Here is a 21,025-nt window from a genome sequence, read left to right on the forward strand (position 1 = left end):
CGTCCTTTGGTGAACGGCCGGGGGTGGTTCGAAGTGCCCGCTGTGGAGGGTGAATCGGGCGGAAGGGAACGCGCGGGACGTACCGGGCCGGCCCGTGGTCCTACTGACCCACTTCGCCGTACGCGGCGAGCAGGATCGCCGGGTCGGGACCCTCCAGCACGGTCGGCTTGGCCAGCCCGTCCAGGACGATGAAGCGCAGCAGGTCGCCCCGCGACTTCTTGTCGACCTTCATGGTCTCCAGGAGCTTGGGCCACTGGTCGTGGCGGTAGTGGAGCGGAAGTCCCACCGACTCCAGCACCGTGCGGTGGCGGTCGGCGGTCGCGTCGTCCAGCCGGCCCGCGAGACGGCCCAGTTCGGCGGCAAAGTGCATGCCCACCGACACGGCCGCGCCGTGCCGCCACTTGTACCGCTCGTTCTTCTCGATGGCGTGCGCGAGGGTGTGGCCGTAGTTGAGGACCTCCCGCAGCCCCGCCTCCTTCAGGTCCGAGGACACCACGTCCGCCTTGACCTTGATGGAGCGCTCGATGAGCTCCGCGGTGTGCGGTCCCTCCGGGGTGCGGGCCGCCTCCGGGTCCGACTCGATCAGGTCCAGGATCACCGGGTCGGCGATGAAGCCGGCCTTGATGATCTCCGCGAGTCCGGAGACGTAGTCGTTGACCGGGAGGGAGTCCAGCGCGGCCAGGTCGCACAGGACGCCGGCCGGCGGGTGGAAGGCGCCGACCAGGTTCTTGCCCTCGGCGGTGTTGATGCCGGTCTTGCCGCCGACGGCCGCGTCCACCATGGCGAGCACGGTCGTCGGTACGGCGATCCAGCGCACCCCGCGCAGCCAGGTCGCGGCGACGAACCCGGCGAGGTCCGTGGTGGCGCCGCCGCCGACGCCCACCACGACGTCGGTGCGGGTGAAGCCGGACTGGCCGAGCGCCTTCCAGCAGTAGGCGGCGACCTCGGCGGTCTTGGCCTCCTCCGCGTTGGGCACCTGGATGGCGACGGCCTCGTAGCCCTGCCCGGCCAGGTCGGCGCGGAGCGCGTCACCGGTGCCGGCGAGGGCCTCGGGGTGGATCACGGCGACCCGCTTGGCCTTCTCGCCGATGAGGCCGCCGAGTTCACCGAGCAGCTGACGGCCGATCAGGACCTCGTACGGCTCGGAGCCCGCGCTGCCGCCGACCCGGATCCGGGTCACAGACTCACTACTCATGCTTCTTTCAACTCCAGGGCGTCCAGGGCGGCTTGGGTGACCTCTTCGGGCGTACGGCCGTCCGTCGGCACCACGGCGGTGGCGACGCCCTCGTACAGGCTGCGGCGGGCCTCCATCAGCTCGCGCCACTGCTTGCGCGGGTTGACCGCGAGCAGCGGGCGGGCCGCGTTGAGGCCGGTGCGCTTGACGGCCTCCTCGACGTCCATCGAGAGGTAGACCACGCGCCGGTCGGCGAGCAGTCCGCGGGTGTCGGCGTCGAGGATCGAGCCGCCGCCCAGCGCCAGGACGCCGTCGTGCTCGGCGAGCGCCGTGCGCACGGCCTGCTTCTCGATCGCGCGGAAGGTCTCCTCGCCCTCGTCGACGAAGATCTCCGCGATGCTGCGGCCCTGGGCGGTGACGATGTCGTCGTCCGTGTCCCGGTAGCCCACGCCCAGCCGCTCGGCGAGGAACCGGCCGACGGTGGACTTGCCGACGCCCATGGGCCCGACGAGGACGACCAGCGGCCCGCTCATCGGATGTGCAGGTTGTCGAGGTACGAGCGCACGTTGCGGCGGGTCTCGGTGACGCTGTCGCCGCCGAACTTCTCCGCCACCGCGTCCGCGAGGACCAGCGCCACCATGGCCTCGGCCACGATGCCGGCCGCCGGCACCGCGCACACGTCGGAGCGCTGGTGGTGTGCCTGGGTGGCCTCGCCCGTGACGACGTCCACCGTCTGCAGCGCGCGCGGGACCGTCGCGATCGGCTTCATCGCGGCGCGTACCCGCAGCAGCTCACCGGTGGTCAGACCGCCCTCGGTGCCGCCGGAGCGGCCGGAGGAACGCCGGATGCCCTCGGGGGTGGTGACGATCTCGTCGTGCGCCTTGGAGCCGGGCACGCGCGCGAGGCCGAAGCCGTCGCCGACCTCGACGCCCTTGATCGCCTGGATGCCCATCAGGGCGGCCGCGAGCCGGGCGTCCAGCCGGCGGTCCCAGTGCACGTGCGAGCCGAGGCCCACGGGCACGTCGTAGGCCAGCACCTCGACGACCCCGCCGAGGGTGTCGCCGTCCTTGTGGGCCTGGTCGATCTCCGCGACCATCGCCTTCGACGCGTCCGCGTCCAGGCAGCGCACCGGGTCGGCGTCCAGCTTCTCCACGTCGGCGGGGGTCGGGTACACGCCGTAGGGCGCCTTGGCGGCGGCCAGCTCGACGACGTGGCTGACGATCTCGATCCCGGCCGTCTCCTTCAGGTACGACCGGGCCACCGCGCCCAGCGCCACCCGCGCCGCCGTCTCCCGCGCCGAGGCGCGCTCCAGGATCGGGCGGGCCTCGTCGAAGCCGTACTTCTGCATGCCCGCGAGGTCGGCGTGGCCGGGACGCGGGCGGGTCAGCGGGGCGTTGCGGGCCAGGCCCGCGAGGATCTCCGGGTCGACCGGGTCGGCCGCCATGACCTGCTCCCACTTGGGCCACTCGGTGTTGCCCACCATGACCGCCACCGGGGAACCGAGCGTGAGGCCGTGCCGGACGCCGCCGAGGAAGGTGACCTCGTCGCGCTCGAACTTCATCCGCGCGCCGCGACCGTAGCCGAGCCGCCGCCGCGCGAGATGGTCGGCCACCATCTCCGTGGTGATCGGCACGCCGGCGGGAAGGCCCTCCAGCGTCGCGACAAGTGCGGGACCGTGGGACTCCCCCGCGGTCAGCCAACGCAGCCTGCTCAACGATGCTCCTCAGTGCTCGCGCCCCGGTACTGCCTACGCGCGTCCTCGCGTACGTCGTCGGCGGACCGGGTGCGCGGCTCCGGCCAGCCTTCTTCGATCCTCCCACGTCCGCGCGCCGGAACCGGCCGCCGGTCCACCAGCCGGACGTGACCTCGTCACATCCGGGCGCGCCTACCGGGCGGCGAGCGCGTGTTCGCCGGCCTTGCGCATGGCCTCCAGCGGCGCCGGGGACCGCCCGGTCATCTGTTCCACCTGGAGCACCGCCTGGTGGACGAGCAGGTCGAGGCCGCTGACGACGGCGCCGCCGAACATGGACCAGCGGGCGGCCAGCTCGGTCGGCCAGGGCTCGTAGAGCACGTCGAAGAGGGTTGCGGGCCGCTCCGGCACCGCGGCGGCCAGGGCGTCCGTCACCCGGGCCGGGGTGGTCGCGACGACCAGCGGGAAGCGCAGGGCGTCGGCCGCCTCGGACCAGTCGGCGACGCGCATCGCGACGCCGAGCCGCTCGCCCCACTGCCGCATCTCGGCGGCGCGGGCCTCGCTGCGGACATAGGCCACGATCTCGCCCGTGCACACCCGGGCCAGCGCGGCGAGCGCCGAGGACGCGGTGGCACCCGCGCCGAGGATCGCCGCCGAGTCGACCTGCTCGACACCGTGTTCACGCAGGGCCGCGACCATGCCGGGGATGTCGGTGTTGTCGCCGGCCCGGCGCCCGTCCTCGGTGAACACCAGGGTGTTGACCGCGTCCACGGCGGCCGCCGTCTCGCTGATCTCGTCGAGCAGCGGGATGACGGCCCGCTTGAGCGGCATGGTCAGCGACAGCCCGGCCCACTCCGGGCCCAGTCCCCCGACGAAGGCGGGCAGGGCCGCCTCGTCGACCTCGAAGCGGTCGTACGTCCACCCGGTGAGCCCCAGCGCCTCGTAGGCGGCGCGGTGCAGCACCGGGGAGAGGGAGTGGGCGATGGGGCTGCCGAGCACGGCGGCCCGGTGGATCTCAGTTGCCCGAGCTCTCATTGAACTTGTCCCTGAGTTTCTGGAAGTCCTCGTGCGTCTTGGCGAATTCGGTCTTGCTCACACCGTCCGTCGCCACGAAGTAGTACCAGCCGTCGTCGGTCGGATTCAGCGTCGCCTTGAGCGCGATCTCGCCCGGGTTTCCGATGGGACCGGGCGGCAGACCCTTGTTGGTGTACGTGTTGTACGGGTCCTTGTTGCTGGTGATCTCCGACTCGCTGATGTTGATGTTGCTCTCTCCCTTCAGGTAGTTGTAGGTCGAGTCGAACTGGAGGAAGCCGTACGTCTGGGGATTCGTCCGGTCGAGGCGGTTGTAGACCACCTCCGCCATCTTGCGGTAGTCGTCCTCGGTCTTGCCCTCGGCCTGGACGAGGCTGGCGACGGTGACGACCTGGAGCGGGCTGTCCAGCTTGAGCGCCTTGGCCTTCGCCTCGAGGTCGTACTTCTCGTACATGTCGTCCGCGCGGGCGACCATCGTCTTCAGCACGGCCTCCGGCTTCATGCCCTTGGCCGCGGGATAGGTGCCCGGGAAGAGGAAGCCCTCCAGCGGGTCCTTGATGTTCTTGTTGTCATTCGCCCAGTCGGGCAGTCCGAGGCTCTTGTAGTCCTTTTCGGCGACCTTCTTCGTGGTGCCGCCGGAAAGCCCGAGTTTCTCGTCGATGAACTCGTAGATCTTCACATTGCGCTCGCCGGGCTTGACCAGCACATTGGCCTGGCTGTCCCCGTCGAGCATCATCGCGACGGCGCTCTTCGCGGACATCTCCTTCTTCAGGATGTACGCGCCCGCCTGGATCTTGTCCCCGTCGGGGTTGTTGGTGGCGGCGGAGACGAACGCGTCGACGCTCTTGACTACGCCGGCGTCCTTCAGCAGACGGCCGATCGCCGCACCGCCGGCCCCTTCGGGGACCTGGACGGTCACGGTCTGGGCCGTGCCGTTGCCCGCGTAGTCCGGGGCCGCGCCGTAACGATTCTGGTAGAAGTGGTAGCCGAAGTAACCGACGCCGCCGATACCGCCGGCGAACACCAGCACGACGATCAGGCACGCGCAGCCGTTGCGGCTCTTCTTCTTGCCCTTGGCGGTCTTGCCGCCCTTGTCACCCTTGTCGCCTTTGCCGCCGCGACCCCGGCGGCCCCCGCGACCGTCCGGCTCGTCGTCGTCATCGTCGTCTCCGTCGCCCGCGAAGAAGGCGTGCTCCCCCTGGTCGGGCCCGGGATCCCAGTCGGTCTTCTCCTCGGCCGCCGGTTCCGGATCCGGCTCAGGGCCCGGTTCCGGTTCGGCACGTCGGCGGGACGGCGGCTCCGGCGGCGGATACGCGTCGGGAGTGCCGTAGTAGTCCGGCTGCTCGGCGCCGTACGCGGCGGCCTGCTGCCCGTACGGGTCACCGGGATCGGCGGCGTACGGCATCTGCGCGTGCGTGCCGCTGCCGTCCCAGCCGCCTTCCTGGTAACCGTCGTGGTAGCCCTGCTGCCCCTGGCCCTGTCCCTGGCCGTACTGCTGCTGGTCGTGGGGCTGTTGGAAGTGCTGGTCGTGCGGCTGCTGGTACTGCTGGGGGTCGTAGGCCTGCTGGTACTGCTGCTGACCGTACGGGTCTTGATGCTGGTCGTACTGCTGCGCCTGTCCGTTCGCCCAGTCGCCGTACTCCGGCTGCTGCGGCTGCTGCGGGTAGTGGTGGTGCTGCGGCTGGCCGCCGTAGGCAGGCTGATGACCCGGGTGGGCCTGCTGCCCGTCCCATCCGCCGTCCCCGTACAACGGGTCCTCCGGATGCCACGGTTCGGAGCCTGGGCCCCGGCCATACTCAGTCATCGATCCCCTAGAGCCGCGAGGCGGCGATCACGCGGCCTGCGCGGGCCCGTCACCGTTCCGCCTCTCTCTGTGCGGTGGCTGTTCGAAAACCGCCGCATCGACGCGGAACGTTACCGTATCGCGATCAGATGACCACTTCGACGCCCTCGCCCGGTGCTTTACCTGACGCCCGTTCGGATTCCAGGGCCTGCTGGAGGATGATCACAGCGGCTGCCTGGTCGATCACCGACCGGCCCTTCTTGGTCTTCACGCCCGAGGCGCGCAGTCCCTGACTGGCCGTCACGGTCGTCATCCGCTCGTCGACCAGGCGTACGGAGACGGGCGCGATGCCCTTGGCCAGCTCCTGGGCGAAGCCCCGAACCTTTACCGCGGCCGGGCCCTCGCCCCCCTTGAGGGAGCGAGGGAGACCGACGACGACCTCGATCGGCTCGTACTCCTCGACCAGTTGCCGCAACCGGCGGTGAGCCGCGGGGAGGTCGCGGCCGGGGACCGTCTCCACCGGGGTGGCGAGGATCCCGTCGGGGTCGCACGAGGCGACCCCGATCCGGACGTCCCCGACGTCGATCGCGAGTCGACGGCCCTTCCGCATCGGACGGCTCACTTGGCCGTTTCCGCCACGAGCCGCTCCACGGCGTCGACGGCCTCGCCGACCGCGGCCGGGTTCTGGCCACCGCCCTGCGCGACGTCCGGCTTGCCGCCACCTCCGCCGCCGAGGGTCTTGGCGGCCGTACGGACCAGGTCACCGGCCTTCAGGCCGCGCTCGCGGGCGGCCTCGTTGGTGGCGATGACCGTCAGCGGCTTGCCGTTGTTGACCGTGAACAGCGCGACCACGGCGGCCCGGCCGCCCTGGATCCGGCCACGCACGTCGAGCACCAGTTTGCGCAGGTCGTCGGAGGTCGTGCCGTCCGGGACCCGGCCGGTGACCACGGCGACCCCGTGAATGTCCCTGGCGGAGTCCACCAGGCCGCCGGCGGCCTGCAGCACCTTCTCGGCGCGGAACTTCTCGATCTCCTTCTCGGCGTCCTTCAGCTTGCCGAGCATGGCGGAGACCTTCTCCGGGAGCTCCTCCGGACGGCCCTTGATCAGCTCTTGGAGCTGGGCGACGACCGTGTGCTCACGGGCGAGGAAGTTGTAGGCGTCGACGCCGACGAGGGCCTCGATCCGGCGCACACCCGAGCCGATCGACGACTCGCCGAGCAGCTTCACCAGGCCCAGCTGGGAGGTGTTGTGGACGTGCGTGCCACCGCACAGTTCCTTGGAGAAGTCGCCGATGGTCACGACGCGCACGCGCTCGCCGTACTTCTCGCCGAACTCGGCGATGGCGCCCTGCTTCCTGGCCTCGTCGATGCCCATGATGTCGGCGCGCACGTCGAGGTCACGGGCGAGCACCTCGTTGATCTTCTGCTCGACATCGGTCATCACGGCCGTCGGAACGGCGGACGGGGAACCGAAGTCGAAGCGGAAGCGGCCGGGCTGGTTCTCGGAACCGGCCTGGGCGGCCGTCGGGCCGAGGGCGTCCCGCAGGGCCTGGTGGGTGAGGTGGGTGGCCGAGTGGGCGCGGGCGATGGCCGTGCGGCGACGGGAGTCGATCGTGGCGTGCACGAGATCGCCGACGGTCACCTCGCCGACCTGGACGACACCCTTGTGAACATAGACGCCGGGGACCGGCTTCTGGGTGTCGCGGATCTCGACCACGGCACCGGACCCCACCTTGATGCGGCCGGTGTCGCCGATCTGGCCGCCGCCCTCGGCGTAGAACGGGGTGCGGTCGAGGACGATCTCGACCTCGTCGCCCTCGGTGGCGGCCGGGGAGGAGACGCCGTCGACCAGGATGCCGACGATGGTGGACTCGCCCTCGGTGTCCCCGTAGCCGATGAACTCGGTCTCGCCGGCCTTGTCGGCGATCTCACGGTAGGCACCGGCACCGGCGTGGCCGGTCTTCTTGGCCTGGGCGTCGGCCTTGGCGCGTTCCCGCTGCTCCTTCATCAGGCGGCGGAAGCCGTCCTCGTCCACGGAGAGGCCCTGCTCGGCGGCCATCTCGAGGGTGAGGTCGATCGGGAAGCCCCAGGTGTCGTGGAGCAGGAAGGCCTTGTCACCGGCCAGGACGGTGGAACCGGCGGCCTTGGTCTCGGTGACGGCGCCGTCCAGGACGTTCGTACCGGCGTTGAGGGTCTTGAGGAAGCGGGCCTCCTCGGCAAGGGCGACGTTCTCGATGCGCTCGCGGTCGGTGACCAGCTCCGGGTACTGCTGGCCCATCATCGCGATGACGGTGTCGATGAGGTCCTTGACGACCGGGCCGGTGGCGCCGAGGAGGCGCATGTTGCGGATGGCGCGGCGCATGATGCGGCGCAGGACGTAGCCGCGGCCCTCGTTGCCGGGGGTGACGCCGTCACCGATGAGCATCACCGACGTGCGCATGTGGTCGGTGACCACGCGCAGGGAGACGTCGGAGTCGTGGGCGTCGCCGTACTCGACACCGGTCAGCTCGGTGGCCTTCTTGATGACGGCCATGGAGGTGTCGATCTCGTACATGTTCTGCACACCCTGCAGAATCATGGCGAGGCGCTCCATGCCGAGGCCCGTGTCGATGTTCTTGCTCGGCAGCTCGCCGAGGATCTCGAAGTTGTCCTTGCCGATGCCCTCGCCCCGCTCGTACTGCATGAAGACGAGGTTCCAGATCTCCACGTACCGCTCGTCGTTGACGGCGGGGCCGCCCTCGACGCCGAACTCGGGGCCGCGGTCGTAGTTGATCTCGGAGCAGGGGCCGCAGGGGCCGGGAACGCCCATGGACCAGTAGTTGTCCTTCATGCCGAGGCGCTGGATGCGCTCCTTCGGCACGCCGACGACCTCGTGCCAGATGCGCTCGGCCTCGTCGTCGTCCTTGTACACGGTGATCCAGAGCTTCTCCGGCTCCAGGCCGTAACCGCCCTTGTCCTGGGGGCTGGTGAGCAGCTCCCAGGCGTACTTGATGGCGCCTTCCTTGAAGTAGTCGCCGAAGGAGAAGTTGCCGCACATCTGGAAGAACGTGCCGTGCCGGGTGGTCTTGCCGACCTCTTCGATGTCGGGCGTGCGCACGCACTTCTGCACACTGGTGGCGCGCGACCACGGCGGCTTGACCTCACCCAGGAAGTAGGGCTTGAAGGGAACCATGCCGGCCGGGACGAGGAGCAGAGTCGGGTCGTCCGCGATGAGCGACGCCGAAGGGACGACGGTGTGCCCGCGCTCCTCGAAGAAGCTCAGCCAGCGGCGGCGAATCTCGGCCGACTCCATCAGTGGTCCTCATTCCGGTTGTACGAGTACGTCGTGTTCTCGATGTGCTCGGGGGACTTGGGGTACTTGGGGGTGCTGCGGTTGTTCTCGATGGCGGCGAACCGCCGGGGCGCCGGGAGTCCGGGGTCCTCCTGGATACCGAGGGCGTCCGCCAGCTCGGCCTCCCGCCGGGCCATGTTGTCGCGGACGTCGAGCGCGAATCCCACCGCCCGGTCCTTGATGCGCGTTCCCGTCTCGAGTGCCTTGTTCGCCGCGGAGGCGGCGAGGCTCTCGGGGGTCAGCTGCTTCAGCTTCCGGTTGACCTTGGTGGTGGCCCAGACACCGGCGGCGACGCCGGTGCCGAACCAGAACGTACGGCGGAACATGGCTGGTCCTCAGTCCCTCTTTCCACGGGCGCTTCGCTTCTGGCGCCGGGAGACCGTCCGGCCCACGATCACGGTGCGCCGGGGCTTGCCGGCGGGCGCCTCGTCCCCTCGGCCGCCGAGGGCGCGGCGTACGCCGTACCCGAAGGCGGCGACCTTCACCAGGGGGCCGCCGAAGGTGGAGGCGACGGTCGTCGAGAGCGCGGAGGCGTTCGACGTGACCTCCTGGACGTCGGAGGCGATCGCGTCGACCCGGTCGATCTGGGTCTGCGCGGAGCGGACGGCGGCGGAGGCGTCGGCCAGCAGCGGGACGGCCTGGTCGGTCACGTCCGCGACCAGCTTGGTGGTCGCCCTGAGCGTCTGGGCCAGCCTCGCCAGCGCGACGGCGAGGAAGGAGACCAGGATCGCCCAGAAGACGGCCACCAGGATCCCGGCCACCTCGCCACCGGACACCGCGCACCCGCTCCCTGTTGTGTGAACACGTATCTCTGGGGGCGAGCCTATCGCGCCGACGCTGCCGGTCCGTACCGGATTAGGGGTGCGCGAAGGCCCGTCGCTCCGCCCGCCCGAAGGGCGGAGGGGACGACGGGCCTGGGCGCAGGAGTCCTACGGCCGCCGGTGGATCAGCGGGCGTAGTACTCGACGACGAGCTGCTCGTCGCAGATCACCGGGATCTCCTTGCGGTTCGGCTCACGGTCCAGGCGGAAGGCCAGGGCGCGGAGGTTCACCTGGAGGTAGCGCGGGGTCTCGCCGTCGGGGGCGAAGCCGCCCTCACGGGCGATGGAGAAGAGGGTCTTCTCGCGGCTGCGCTCGCGGACCATCACGACGTCGTCGGGCTTGACGCGGAAGGACGGCTTGTCGACCTTCTGGCCGTTGACCTCGATGTGGCCGTGCACGACCATCTGACGGGCCTGGTAGATGGTGCGGGCGATGCCCGAACGCAGGACCAGGGCGTCGAGACGGCGCTCGAGCTCGATGATCAGGGCCTCACCGGTCTTGCCCTGGACCTTGGAGGCACGCTCGTAGGCGCGGACGAGCTGGCGCTCGGACACGTCGTACTGCGCGCGCAGACGCTGCTTCTCGAGCAGACGGACCTTGTAGTCCGAGTTCTGCTTGCGGCCACGGCCGTGCTCACCCGGCGGGTAGGGACGGGCCTCGAAGTACTTGACGGCCTTCGGGGTCAGCGCGATGCCGAGGGCACGCGACTTCTTGACCTTGGGGCGGGACTGGTTCGCCACGATCTCTCATTTCCTAGTACTCGGCTTGTCAGGGTTATGGGAGGTCGCATCCGCAGCCGGGGAATCCCGCCGGGTCCGCGAGGGACCTGGTGGGTAGCCGCTCCCCTGGTCTGGGCACATACGTGCAGCACGCGAGTGGCCCACCGACCGGCCCGGAACCCCGGGTGGTGGTGGGCTGCCCGCGACACCGAATCGACGGTGCGCGACGCTCCTGGAGCCGGTCCACGGGGGACCGGGACTCCGGCCGACTGTCCCGCTCTGACTGCGCGGGACGCGGCGCTGCGGACGAGTTTACAGGGTGCTCAGTCCCGCTTGCGACCGAGGTGCTTCCTGGTCCATTCCACCGCGTCCGCGTACCGCGCCTCCGAGCCGTGCCGGGTGGGGGTGTAGTACTCCCGGTCCTTGATCGCGTCCGGGGCGTACTGCTGGGCGGCGATGCCCTCCGGCAGGTCGTGCGGGTACACGTACCCCTGGGCGTGGCCGAGCTTGGCGGCGCCCTTGTAGTGCCCGTCGCGCAGATGCGGCGGGACCGGGCCGGCCAGTCCCTTGCGGACGTCGTCCAGGGCGGCGCCGATCGCGGTGGTCGCGGCGTTGGACTTGGGGGCCAGGGCCAGGGCGATGGTGGCGTGGCTGAGGGTGAGCGCGGCCTCGGGGAAGCCGATCATGGCGACGGCCTGGGCGGCGGCGACGGCGGTCGGCAGCGCGTTCGGATCGGCGAGGCCGATGTCCTCGCTGGCGGAGATCATCAGACGGCGGGCGATGAAGCGGGGGTCCTCGCCGGCCTCGATCATGCGGGCCAGGTAGTGCAGGGCGGCGTCGACGTCGGAGCCGCGAATGGACTTGATGAGGGCGCTGGCGACGTCGTAGTGCTGGTCGCCGTCACGGTCGTACTTCACCGCCGCCCGGTCGACCGTCTGCTCCAGGGTCTGGAGGCTGATCTCGCTCTCGCCCTGGTCGAGGGCGGCCCCGGCGGCGGCCTCCAGGGCGGTCAGGGCGCGGCGGGCGTCGCCGCCGGCGATGCGCAGGAGGTGGGCCTCGGTGTCCTCGGGGAGGGTGCAGGACGCCTTGAGGCCTCGGTCGTCGGCCAGAGCACGCCTGATGAGCCCGCGCAGGTCGTCGTCCGTGAGGGGTTCGAGGGTGAGCAGCAGGGAGCGGGACAGGAGCGGGGAGATCACGGAGAAGTACGGGTTCTCGGTGGTCGCCGCGATCAGGGTCACCCAGCGGTTCTCGACGGCCGGCAGGAGGGAGTCCTGCTGGGCCTTGCTGAAGCGGTGGATCTCGTCGAGGAAGAGGACGGTCTCCTTGCCGTAGCCGCCGGTGGCGCGGCGGGCGCCGTCGATGACCGCGCGGACCTCCTTGACGCCGGCGGTGATCGCGGAGAGCTCCACGAACCGCTTGTTCGTCGCCTTCGACACGACGTAGGCCAGGGTGGTCTTGCCGGTGCCGGGCGGGCCCCAGAGGATCACCGAGGACGGTCCGGCCGGGCCCCCCGCGCCCTCGCCGACCAGGCGGCGCAGGGGTGACCCCGGCTTCAGCAGGTGCTGCTGGCCCACGACCTCGTCGAGGGTGCGCGGGCGCATCCGCACCGCCAGGGGGCTCCCCGCGGGGTCCTTCTCCTGGCGTTCTTCTGCGGCGGCGGTGAACAGGTCGGGCTCCACGCTCCAAACCCTAAATCACGCCACCGACAACGCGGCGGGGACCGTCAGCTGGTCCAGAACTCCCACCAGCGGGTCAGGATCAGCATGCCGATGATGCCGATGTGCAGCACGGGCACGACCCAGGTGAACTCGCCGAAGAAGCTCTTCAGCCAGCCGGGCGCGGGCAGGAGGCTGTTGCGGATGTTGAAGGAGGTCACGTACCAGAACATGGTGATCGTGGCGACCCAGGCCAGCGAGCACCACAGGCACAGGGCGTTGATCCGGTACAGGGACTGGAACTGCAGCCAGGTGCAGAAGGCGACGCCGAAGAGCGTGCCGAAGTTGAAGGTGAGCCAGTACCAGCGCGGGAAGCGGGCACGGGCCAGCAGGCTCATGCCGACGCAGATGACGATGCCGTAGCAGACCAGGCCGAGCATCGGGTTGGGGAAGCCGAAGGCGGCGGCCTGCTTGGACTCCATCACGCTGCCGCAGGACACCACGGGGTTCAGGCTGCAGCCGGGGGTGAAGGTCGTGCCTGCGACCTTGGCCTCGAGCAGTTTGAACTTGTCGATCGTGATGACCCACGCGGCGAGCAGTCCGGCCGCACCGGTGATCAGCAGCAGGATCGCGAAGGCACGGCTGCCGCCCACCGTCCGGGGCTCGGACGCGGCGACGCGCTCGGGCTCGGACTCCGTGGAGACGTCTTTGACTGTCGTCTTGCTCATCACGCCGATCCGTCACTTGGGAGTTGGACCATCTTCGGGCACGGGCCATTGTGCCGCACCGGGCCCGGTGTCCACCGTTCGGTGGACATAAGGAAGTACGCACGGTCGTCCCCGGATGTTCGGTTCCGGTCGAGCCTCGAACCATGACAACACACGCGAAGGAACTCGCGGTGGACGTCCGGGGGCTGCGCAAGCGGTACGGGGACGTGACCGCGGTGGACGGCGTCGACCTGGAGATCCGCACGGGCGAGGTGTTCGGCCTGCTCGGACCGAACGGCGCGGGCAAGAGCACCACGGTGGAGATCCTCCAGGGGCACCGCGGCCGGGACGCCGGCGACGTCAGGGTGCTGGGCGCGGATCCCGCGACGGGTACGCGCGCGTGGCGTGCACGTGTCGGAATCGTCTGGCAGGACGAATCGGCGCCCGCGGAGTTGACGGTCCGCGAGACCGTACGGCATTTCGCGCGCTACTACCCGAGGCCGCGCGACCCGGAACAGGTGATCGGTCTGGTCGGTCTCGAGGCGAAGGCGGACAGCCGCACGAAGTCGCTCTCGGGCGGCCAGCGGCGGCGGCTCGACGTGGCGCTCGGCGTGATCGGCGACCCGGACCTGCTGCTCCTCGACGAGCCGACGACCGGATTCGACCCGGCCGCCCGCCGGCAGTTCTGGGACCTCGTCCGCACCCTCGCGGCCGAGGGCACGACGATCCTGCTGACCACGCACTACCTGGAGGAGGCGGAGGCGCTCGCCGACCGGCTCGCGGTCGTCGCCGAGGGCCGGGTGGTCGCCGCGGGCGAACCGGCCGTCCTGCGGGAGCGGCACGGCACGGGCGCCACGGTCGCCTGGACGGAGGCCGACGGCACCGCGCGCAGCACGCACACCGACACCCCGACCCGGACGGTCGCCGAGCTCACGCGGCGCTTCGACGGCGAGATCCCGGGGCTGACGGTCACCCGCCCCACACTGGAGGACGTCTACCTCCGGCTGACCGGCCAGGAGGACCCGCGATGACGACCGCCGCACACCCCCGGACCACGACCGCGGCCACGTCCGGCCGCCTGCCGACGGCCTGGACGCTCGGCCTGCACCGGGGCGTACTCGAACTGAAGCAGTTCTTCCGCCAGCGCGAGCAGGTGGTCTTCACCTTCGCCTTCCCGGTCGTCTTCCTGTTCCTCTTCGCGTCGATCTTCAAGGACGACGTCAGCGGCGCGGGCATCACGGCCTCGCAGCTGTACGTCCCGGCGATGACGGCCGCCGGCATCATGTCGACGAGTTTCCAGTCCCTGGGCATCTCGATCGCCGTCGAACGGGACGAGAAGGTGCTGCGCCGGCTGCGCGGCACGCCGATGCCGCCGGCCGCCTACTTCCTCGGCAAGATCTGGCTGGTTCTCGTCACGGGAGCGCTGGAGACGGCCGTACTGCTGCTCGTCGGCACGACGCTGTACGACGTCGACCTGCCGTCGTCGGCGGCGCGTTGGTCCGACTTCGCCTGGATCTTCGTCCTCGGCCTGACGGCGTGCGCGCTGCTGGGCATCGCGGTCAGTTCGGTCCCCCGGTCGGCCAAGAGCGCGACGTCCGTGGTCGTACTCCCCTTCCTGGTGCTGCAGTTCATCTCCGGGGTGTACATCGCGATCGACACGATCCCGGACTGGATGCTGTCCGTGGGGGCGCTCTTCCCGCTGAAGTGGATGTGCCAGGGGCTGCGCGGGGTGTTCCTGCCGGAGTCGGCGCGGGTCCTGGAGCAGGCGGGGGGCTGGGAGTTCGGACGCGTGGCCCTGGTCCTCGGGGCGTGGTGCGTCGGAGGATTGGTGCTGTGTCTGCTGACCTTCCGCTGGAAGAACCGGCGCGACGGATGAGCGGCCGGTCCGAGGCCGGCACGCACATCTGGGACGGTTCCTTCCGTATCTGGGACGTGTACTTCGCGCTGGTCTGGGCCGCCACCCTGGTGACCGTGCTCGGCACGGACCGTCCGGGGTGGCCCGTCCGCACGGTCGCCGCGGCGCTGCTGTTCCTGCTGGCGCCCTGGTACGCGGTGGTGGGCCGTCCCCTGCTGGTGGGCGATCCGGTGCCGGACGACCCCAGGGCGCTGCGGTATCTCGTGGGCGGGATGGCGCTGTTCCTGCCGTCGGGGGTTCTGGTCGGTGAGACGCAGCTGATGGCGTTCGCGCTGGTCCCCCAGTGCTTCATGACCATGACGCTCCGCCCGGCGCTGGCCTCGGTGGCCGTCATCAACATCGCGCCGGTGGCGGGCTGGGCCCTGCTGTGGCGGCCCGACGGCCGGGACGTGTTCCTGGGCGGCCTCTTCGCCCTGGTCTCCTTCGTCTTCTCGGCGGCGGTCGGCAGCTGGATCATCCGGATCATCGAGCAGAGCATCGAACGGGCTGACCTGATCGCGGAGTTGGCCGCCAGCCGTTCCGAGGTGGCACGGCTGTCGGCGGCCCACGGCGCCCTCGCGGAGCGCGAGCGCATGGCGCGCGAGATCCACGACACGCTCGCGCAGGGCTTCACCAGCCTGCTGATGCTGACCCAGGCGGTGGACGCGGAACTGGAGACGGACACGGACCGGGCCCGCGTCCATCTGCGGCTGATGGATGAGACGGCCCGGCAGAACCTGGCCGAGGCCCGTGCCCTGGTCGCGGGCGGCGCCCCGGCCGACCTGGCCGGGACGTCCCTGCCGGACGCGCTGGGCCGGCTGGCCGAACGGCAGGGGGCGGCGCTCGAGGTCTCCGGCCCGGTGCGCGCGCTGCCCGCCGGACCCGAGGTGGTGGCGCTGCGCTCCTGCCAGGAGGCACTGACCAACGCCCGGCGCCACGCGGGGAGTTCGGCGCGGGCGGTGATCTCGCTGACGTACGACGACGAGGGGCTCACCCTGTCGGTCCGGGACGACGGCTGCGGCTTCGAACCGTCCGACGCCCCGGACGGATACGGTCTGGCGGGGCTGCGGGCGCGGGCCGCGGAGGTCGGCGGGACGGCCCGGGTGCACAGTGCGCCCGGCGAGGGTACGACGGTGACGGTCCGGCTGCCGGTCCCGGTGGACCTGGACCGGTGTGAGGAGAGGGTTCCGTGATCCGGATCATCCTGGCCGACGATCATCCAGTGGTGCGGGAGGGGCTTCGGGCGATGCTGAGCGCCGAGCCGGATCTGGAGGTCGTCGCCGACGCGGAGAGCGGACCGCGGGCGGAGGCGCTGGCGGCCGAACTGCGGCCCGACATCGTGCTGATGGACCTGCGGATGCCGGGCGGCGGGGGTGTGGAGTCGATCGTGCGGATGACGGAGGCGGGTCTGCCCTGCCGGGTGATCGTCCTGACGACCTACGAGACGGACCGGGACATCCTGCGGGCCGTGGAGGCGGGCGCGGCGGGCTACCTGCTGAAGGACCTGCCCCGGGGGCAACTGGCGGAGGCGGTACGGGCGGCGGCGCGCGGCGAGACGGTGCTCGCCCCGTCGGTGGCGGCGCGGCTGGTGGACCGGCTCCGCGCCAGACCGGAACGCCCCCGCCTGTCGGAGCGCGAGACCGCGGTACTGCGGCTGGTGGCGGAGGGCTGCACCAACGCCGAGATCGGACGCCACCTCTTCATCGGCGAGTCGACGGTGAAGACGTACCTCCTGCGCGTCTTCGCCAAGCTGGGCGTGGACGACCGGACGGCGGCGGTGACGAGCGCGATGCGGTTCGGGTTGCTGGAGTGAGGGGGCTCCGGGCCCCCTCACTCCGCCGGGCTCAGCCCAGCCTCGACTCCAGTTCCGCCACGATCTCGTTCACGCCGATCGCCACCTGCTCCCCGGACTCCATGTCCTTGAGCTGGACGACTCCTTCGGCGAGGTCGCGTTCGCCGGCGATGAGCGCGTAGCGGGCCCCGCTGCGGTTGGCGTTCTTCATGGCGCTCTTGAGGCCCTTGGCACCGTAGGAGAAGTCCGCCGCGACCCCGAGCTTGCGCAGCTCCGTGACCTTGGCGAACAGCAGCCTGCGGGCGTCCTCGCTGAGCGGGACCGCGAAGACGGACGTCGCGGACGGGAGATCGAGCTCGACGCCCTCCGCCTCCAGGGCGAGGACCGTGCGGTCGACGCCCAGGGCCCAGCCCACGGACGGCAGCGCGGGGCCGCCGATCATCTCGGACAGTCCGTCGTAGCGGCCGCCGCCGCCCACCGCGGACTGGGAGCCCAGACCGTCGTGGACGAACTCGAAGGTCGTCCGCGTGTAGTAGTCGAGACCGCGGACCAGCTTCGGGTCGTCCTCGAAGGCGACGCCCGCCGCCGTGATCAGCTCACGGACCTCCTCGTGGTACGCCTTGCAGGCGTCGCAGAGGTAGTCGCGCAGCAGCGGGGCGTCCCCGAGCTGCTTCTGGACCGACTCCCGCTTGTCGTCCAGGACGCGCAGCGGGTTGATCTCGGCGCGCCGGAGGGTGTCCTCGTCCAGGTCGAGTCCGCGCAGGAAGTCCTGGAGGGCGGCCCGGTAGACGGGCCGGCACTCCTTGTCGCCCAGGCTGTTCAGCAGGATGCGGAAGTTCCTCAGGCCCAGCGAGCGGTACGCCTGGTCGGCCAGGATGATCAGCTCGGCGTCCAGAGCCGGGTCCTCCGCTCCGATCGCCTCGGCGCCGACCTGCGAGAAGTGGCGGTAGCGGCCCTTCTGGGGGCGCTCGTAGCGGTAGTACGAGCCGGAGTACCAGAGCTTGACCGGGAGGTTGCCCAGCTTGTGGAGATTGGCCTCGAGGGCCGCGCGCAGGACGGAAGCCGTGCCCTCGGGGCGCAGGGCGAGCCTGTCGCCGCCCTTGGTCTCGAAGGCGTACATCTCCTTGGTCACGATGTCGGTGGACTCGCCGACACCGCGTGCGAACAGCTCGACGCTCTCGAAGCCGGGCGTCTCGACGTAGCCGTAGCCGGAGGTGCGCAGCGGCGCGGCGATCGCTTCACGGACGGCGAGGTACCTGGCGGAGTCGGGCGGCAGAAGGTCGTACGTGCCCTTGGGGGCCTTGAAGGTGCTCACGGAAGTCTCTCGTCACATTCCTCGTCGGGGAGGGGCCGCGGGGCCCGCTCCCTGGCCGGGGGCCGCCACCTGCCGCAGATACGGATTGGTGGCGCGCTCCTGGCCGATGGTCGTCTGGGGGCCGTGACCGGACAGCACCACGGTCGAGTCGTCGAGCGGCAGGCACACGCGGGCCAGCGAGTCGAGCATCTCGGCCATGTCACCGCCGGGCAGGTCGGTGCGTCCGATGGAGCCGGCGAACAGCAGATCCCCGGAGAAGAACACCGAGGGGATCTCGGCGGTCTCGGGCATCCGGAAGGTCACCGACCCCTTGGTATGGCCCGGCGCGTGCGCCACGGAGAGCTCCAGACCCGCCAGCTCCAGCCTGGCGCCGTCGGTCAGTTCCCGGACGTCGTCCGGCTCCCCCACGGTCAGCTCGCCCATCAGCGGCATCCCGATGGAACGGCCGAGCGCCTTCTCGGGGTCGGCCATCATGAAGCGGTCCTCGGGGTGGATCCAGGCGGGCACGTCGTGCGCGCCGCACACCGGGACGACCGAGGCCACATGGTCGATGTGGCCGTGGGTGAGGACGACGGCGACGGGCTTGAGCCGATGCTTCTTCAGTGCTTCCTCGACTCCGGGGGCCGCCTGGTGGCCCGGGTCGATGATCACGCACTCCTCACCGGCGGCGGGGGCGACGAGATAACAGTTCGTCCCCCAGGCCCCGGCGGGGAACCCGGCAATGAGCACGATCGTCCTTCGTTGTGTCGATACGGGAGGTTCAAAAGCGGCAACCACCGCTGTCAGAGCCTACCGGCGCTGCCGATTCCTCAGCGAACCCATATACGGTACGGGGCACACGCAAGCGGTCGACGTACGAGACGCATGAGGAGAGAACCCGGTGGTCACCCAGGAACAGCGCAAGCGTCAGCTCGCCCGGGAGAAGTTCTTGCGGCAGCAGCAGCGCCGCACTGCGGCGCGGCGCAAGGCTCGCGTGCGCAACTCGGTGATCGCGTCGGTGCTCGGCGTGATCCTGGTGGGCAGCCTCACGCTCTACACGACGGGCGTCCTGAAGGACGACAAGGACGACAAGACGAACACCAGCGCGGAGGCCTCCCCGTCCGCCTCGCCCAGCGCCGCGAAGGACCCGTGCGAGAAGGCCGCCGCCGGCTCGGTCAAGAAGCTGAGCTGGAAGAAGGAGCCGTCGGTCACCATCGACAAGTCCGCGGACTACACGATGACGCTGGCGACGACGTGCGGTGACATCGGCATAGCGCTGAAGACGGCCGCGGCCCCGCACACGGTCAACTCGTTCGACTTCCTCGCGAACAAGGGCTTCTTCGACCACACGAAGTGCCACCGGCTCACCACCAACGGCATCTACGTGCTGCAGTGCGGCGACCCGACCGGAACGGGCAGCGGCGGGCCGGGCTACACCATCCCGGACGAGAACCTGAAGGACAAGAGCCTCAAGGACAACGTCTACCCGGCGGGCACGGTCGCGATGGCCAACACCGGCCAGGCGCACACCGGCGGCAGTCAGTTCTTCCTCGTCTACCAGGACAGCCAGCTCCCGCCGAGCTACACCCCGTTCGGTACGTTGTCGGCCGCGGGCATGAAGGTCCTGAAGAAGATCGCCGCCGCGGGCGAGAACACCGGTGCAGGTGACGGCGCCCCCAACGCGACGGTCGTGATCAACAAAGCGACGGTCACGAAGTCCTGACGAGCGGGTGGCGGGCCGCGTAATTTCGGTCGCGCTGGATGCGGACAGGCGCCCCGCCGGTCGCCTATGTTGGCCGTGACGAAACTGTGGACGATGCCCAGGGGCGCCGAAGCCCCTCGGAGGCATCATGTGGAGGAGGCGCTGTGAGCAGCGACCCGTGGGGCCGCGTCGACGAGACGGGGACCGTGTACGTGCGTACGGCCGACGGCGAGCAGGTCGTCGGTTCGTGGCAGGCAGGCTCCCCCGATGAGGCACTGGCCTACTTCGAGCGCAAGTACGAGGGCCTGGTTGTCGAGATCGGCCTCCTCGAGAAGCGCGTGCAGACGACCGATCTGTCGGCGAAGGACGCCCAGGTGGCGATCGACCACATCCGCGAGCAGGTCGACGCACACCACGCGGTCGGTGACCTGGACGCGCTGCGCACCCGGCTGGACAAGCTGGTGCAGACGGTCGATTCACGCCGCGAGGAGCGCAAGCAGCAGCGGGCCCGCCAGTCCGACGAGGCCCGCAAGGCCAAGGAGGACCTGGTCACCGAGGCGGAGCAGCTGGCGCAGTCGGACCAGTGGCGGGCGGCCGGAGAGCGGCTGCGGGCCCTGGTGGACACCTGGAAGGGTCTGCCGCGTCTCGACCGCAAGTCGGACGACGAGCTGTGGCACCGCTTCTCGCACGCCCGCTCGGCGTTCTCCAAGCGCCGCAAGGCCCATTTCGCGCAGCTGGACGCGCAGCGCGAGGAGGCCCGCCGGACGAAGGAGCGGCTGGTCGCCGAGGCGGAGTCACTGTCGGGCTCGACGGACTGGGGTCCGACGGCCGCTCGCTACCGCGAGCTGATGGCCGACTGGAAGGCCGCGGGCCGCGCCCAGCGCGAGCACGAGGACGACCTGTGGAACCGCTTCCGCGGCGCCCAGGACGTCTTCTTCGCGGCCCGCAGCTCGGTCTTCGCCGAGCGCGACGCCGAGCAGTCCGAGAACCTCAAGCTGAAGGAGGAGCTGGCCGAGGAGGCCGAGAAGCTCCTCCCGATCGGTGACCTGAAGTCGGCGCGTGCCGCGTTCCGCTCGATCAACGAGCGCTGGGAGGCCATCGGCCACGTCCCGCGGGACGCCCGGCCGAAGGTCGAGGGCCGGATGCACACCGTGGAGCGGGCGCTCCAGGAGGCCGAGGAGGCCGAGTGGCGCCGGACGAACCCGGAGGCACGCGCGCGTGCCGAGGGTCTGACCGGGCAGCTGCAGGCCGCGGTGGACAAGCTGAGGGCGCAGATCGAGCAGGCCCGCGCCCAGGGCAACACCGCCCGTGCCGACAAGCTGGAGCGCGAACTGGAGGGCCGCCAGGCCCTGCTGGACCAGGCTCTGAAGGGTCTGCAGGAGTTCGGCGGCTGACGCCTCGGACACGAGAGAGGGCCCGTACGTGCCGTACG

At 70.6% G+C, this 21,025-nt stretch carries 20 protein-coding genes; 6 read left to right on the forward strand and 14 right to left on the reverse strand.

Annotated features, from left to right (window positions below):
* Positions 1–100: 100 nt before the first annotated feature.
* The 12 genes from aroB to ABT057_RS21145 form a co-directional block, all read right to left on the reverse strand.
* Entirely contained in the window at positions 101–1,195 is a 1,095-nt protein-coding gene (aroB, locus tag ABT057_RS21090; protein WP_352344606.1) for a 3-dehydroquinate synthase, read from the reverse strand.
* Positions 1,192–1,707: a shikimate kinase gene (locus ABT057_RS21095; RefSeq protein ID WP_352344607.1), complete on the reverse strand. Its 516-nt coding sequence runs from the start codon at positions 1,705–1,707 to the stop codon at positions 1,192–1,194. The genes aroB and ABT057_RS21095 overlap by 4 nt, the downstream gene beginning before the upstream one ends.
* Complete coding sequence (gene aroC, locus ABT057_RS21100; protein ID WP_352344608.1) at positions 1,704–2,888, reverse strand: chorismate synthase; 1,185 nt, start codon at positions 2,886–2,888, stop codon at positions 1,704–1,706. The genes ABT057_RS21095 and aroC overlap by 4 nt, the downstream gene beginning before the upstream one ends.
* Before the next feature lie 171 nt (positions 2,889–3,059).
* The gene (locus ABT057_RS21105) at positions 3,060–3,899 is read right to left on the reverse strand and encodes a shikimate dehydrogenase (RefSeq protein WP_352344609.1); all 840 of its coding nucleotides are present in this window, start codon (positions 3,897–3,899) and stop codon (positions 3,060–3,062) included.
* Positions 3,880–5,700, reverse strand: coding sequence for an endolytic transglycosylase MltG (gene mltG / locus ABT057_RS21110; RefSeq protein WP_352344610.1), 1,821 nt, complete (start codon positions 5,698–5,700; stop codon positions 3,880–3,882). Before mltG ends, ABT057_RS21105 begins: the two co-directional genes overlap by 20 nt.
* Positions 5,701–5,824: 124 nt before the next feature.
* The gene (gene ruvX, locus ABT057_RS21115) at positions 5,825–6,289 is read right to left on the reverse strand and encodes a Holliday junction resolvase RuvX (RefSeq protein ID WP_352344611.1); all 465 of its coding nucleotides are present in this window, start codon (positions 6,287–6,289) and stop codon (positions 5,825–5,827) included.
* 8 nt (positions 6,290–6,297) lie between these two features.
* Positions 6,298–8,970, reverse strand: coding sequence for an alanine--tRNA ligase (gene alaS, locus ABT057_RS21120; protein ID WP_352344612.1), 2,673 nt, complete (start codon positions 8,968–8,970; stop codon positions 6,298–6,300).
* The gene (locus tag ABT057_RS21125) at positions 8,970–9,335 is read right to left on the reverse strand and encodes a hypothetical protein (RefSeq protein ID WP_352344613.1); all 366 of its coding nucleotides are present in this window, start codon (positions 9,333–9,335) and stop codon (positions 8,970–8,972) included. The genes alaS and ABT057_RS21125 overlap by 1 nt, the downstream gene beginning before the upstream one ends.
* Before the next feature lie 9 nt (positions 9,336–9,344).
* Complete coding sequence (locus ABT057_RS21130; RefSeq protein ID WP_352344614.1) at positions 9,345–9,785, reverse strand: DUF948 domain-containing protein; 441 nt, start codon at positions 9,783–9,785, stop codon at positions 9,345–9,347.
* A gap of 170 nt (positions 9,786–9,955) precedes the next feature.
* Positions 9,956–10,570 carry a 30S ribosomal protein S4 gene (rpsD, locus tag ABT057_RS21135; RefSeq protein ID WP_095754424.1) on the reverse strand — a complete coding sequence of 205 codons (615 nt, stop codon included), beginning with the start codon at positions 10,568–10,570 and terminating at the stop codon, positions 9,956–9,958.
* 302 nt (positions 10,571–10,872) lie between these two features.
* Positions 10,873–12,228 carry a replication-associated recombination protein A gene (locus tag ABT057_RS21140; RefSeq protein WP_352344615.1) on the reverse strand — a complete coding sequence of 452 codons (1,356 nt, stop codon included), beginning with the start codon at positions 12,226–12,228 and terminating at the stop codon, positions 10,873–10,875.
* Between the two features lie 44 nt (positions 12,229–12,272).
* The gene (locus ABT057_RS21145) at positions 12,273–12,932 is read right to left on the reverse strand and encodes a vitamin K epoxide reductase family protein (RefSeq protein ID WP_352344616.1); all 660 of its coding nucleotides are present in this window, start codon (positions 12,930–12,932) and stop codon (positions 12,273–12,275) included.
* A gap of 143 nt (positions 12,933–13,075) precedes the next feature.
* Here ABT057_RS21145 and ABT057_RS21150 point away from each other — a divergent pair, with 143 nt between their 5' ends.
* The 4 genes from ABT057_RS21150 to ABT057_RS21165 are packed head-to-tail and all read left to right on the forward strand — an operon-like array spanning position 13,076 to position 16,618.
* Positions 13,076–13,942, forward strand: coding sequence for an ABC transporter ATP-binding protein (locus ABT057_RS21150; RefSeq protein WP_352344617.1), 867 nt, complete (start codon positions 13,076–13,078; stop codon positions 13,940–13,942).
* The gene (locus ABT057_RS21155) at positions 13,939–14,787 is read left to right on the forward strand and encodes an ABC transporter permease (protein WP_352344618.1); all 849 of its coding nucleotides are present in this window, start codon (positions 13,939–13,941) and stop codon (positions 14,785–14,787) included. The genes ABT057_RS21150 and ABT057_RS21155 overlap by 4 nt, the downstream gene beginning before the upstream one ends.
* Positions 14,784–15,998, forward strand: coding sequence for a sensor histidine kinase (locus ABT057_RS21160; protein WP_352344619.1), 1,215 nt, complete (start codon positions 14,784–14,786; stop codon positions 15,996–15,998). The genes ABT057_RS21155 and ABT057_RS21160 overlap by 4 nt, the downstream gene beginning before the upstream one ends.
* Positions 15,995–16,618 carry a response regulator gene (locus ABT057_RS21165; RefSeq protein ID WP_352344620.1) on the forward strand — a complete coding sequence of 208 codons (624 nt, stop codon included), beginning with the start codon at positions 15,995–15,997 and terminating at the stop codon, positions 16,616–16,618. The genes ABT057_RS21160 and ABT057_RS21165 overlap by 4 nt, the downstream gene beginning before the upstream one ends.
* Positions 16,619–16,649: 31 nt before the next feature.
* On the opposite strand, the gene hisS is transcribed toward ABT057_RS21165, so the two are convergent.
* Positions 16,650–17,912 carry a histidine--tRNA ligase gene (gene hisS, locus ABT057_RS21170; RefSeq protein ID WP_352344621.1) on the reverse strand — a complete coding sequence of 421 codons (1,263 nt, stop codon included), beginning with the start codon at positions 17,910–17,912 and terminating at the stop codon, positions 16,650–16,652.
* Positions 17,913–17,924: 12 nt separating this feature from the next.
* Positions 17,925–18,641 (reverse strand): MBL fold metallo-hydrolase, encoded by a 717-nt coding sequence (locus tag ABT057_RS21175; protein WP_352344622.1) that lies wholly within the window; start codon positions 18,639–18,641, stop codon positions 17,925–17,927.
* A gap of 151 nt (positions 18,642–18,792) precedes the next feature.
* Between ABT057_RS21175 and ABT057_RS21180 the strand changes: the two genes are divergently transcribed.
* Complete coding sequence (locus tag ABT057_RS21180; protein ID WP_352344623.1) at positions 18,793–19,614, forward strand: peptidylprolyl isomerase; 822 nt, start codon at positions 18,793–18,795, stop codon at positions 19,612–19,614.
* A 143-nt stretch (positions 19,615–19,757) separates the two neighbouring features.
* Positions 19,758–20,987: a DUF349 domain-containing protein gene (locus tag ABT057_RS21185; RefSeq protein ID WP_352344624.1), complete on the forward strand. Its 1,230-nt coding sequence runs from the start codon at positions 19,758–19,760 to the stop codon at positions 20,985–20,987.
* Positions 20,988–21,025 lie beyond the last annotated feature (38 nt).

It is taken from the genome of Streptomyces sp. NPDC002588, assembly GCF_040295925.1.
In the GTDB taxonomy this organism is placed as follows: domain Bacteria; phylum Actinomycetota; class Actinomycetes; order Streptomycetales; family Streptomycetaceae; genus Streptomyces.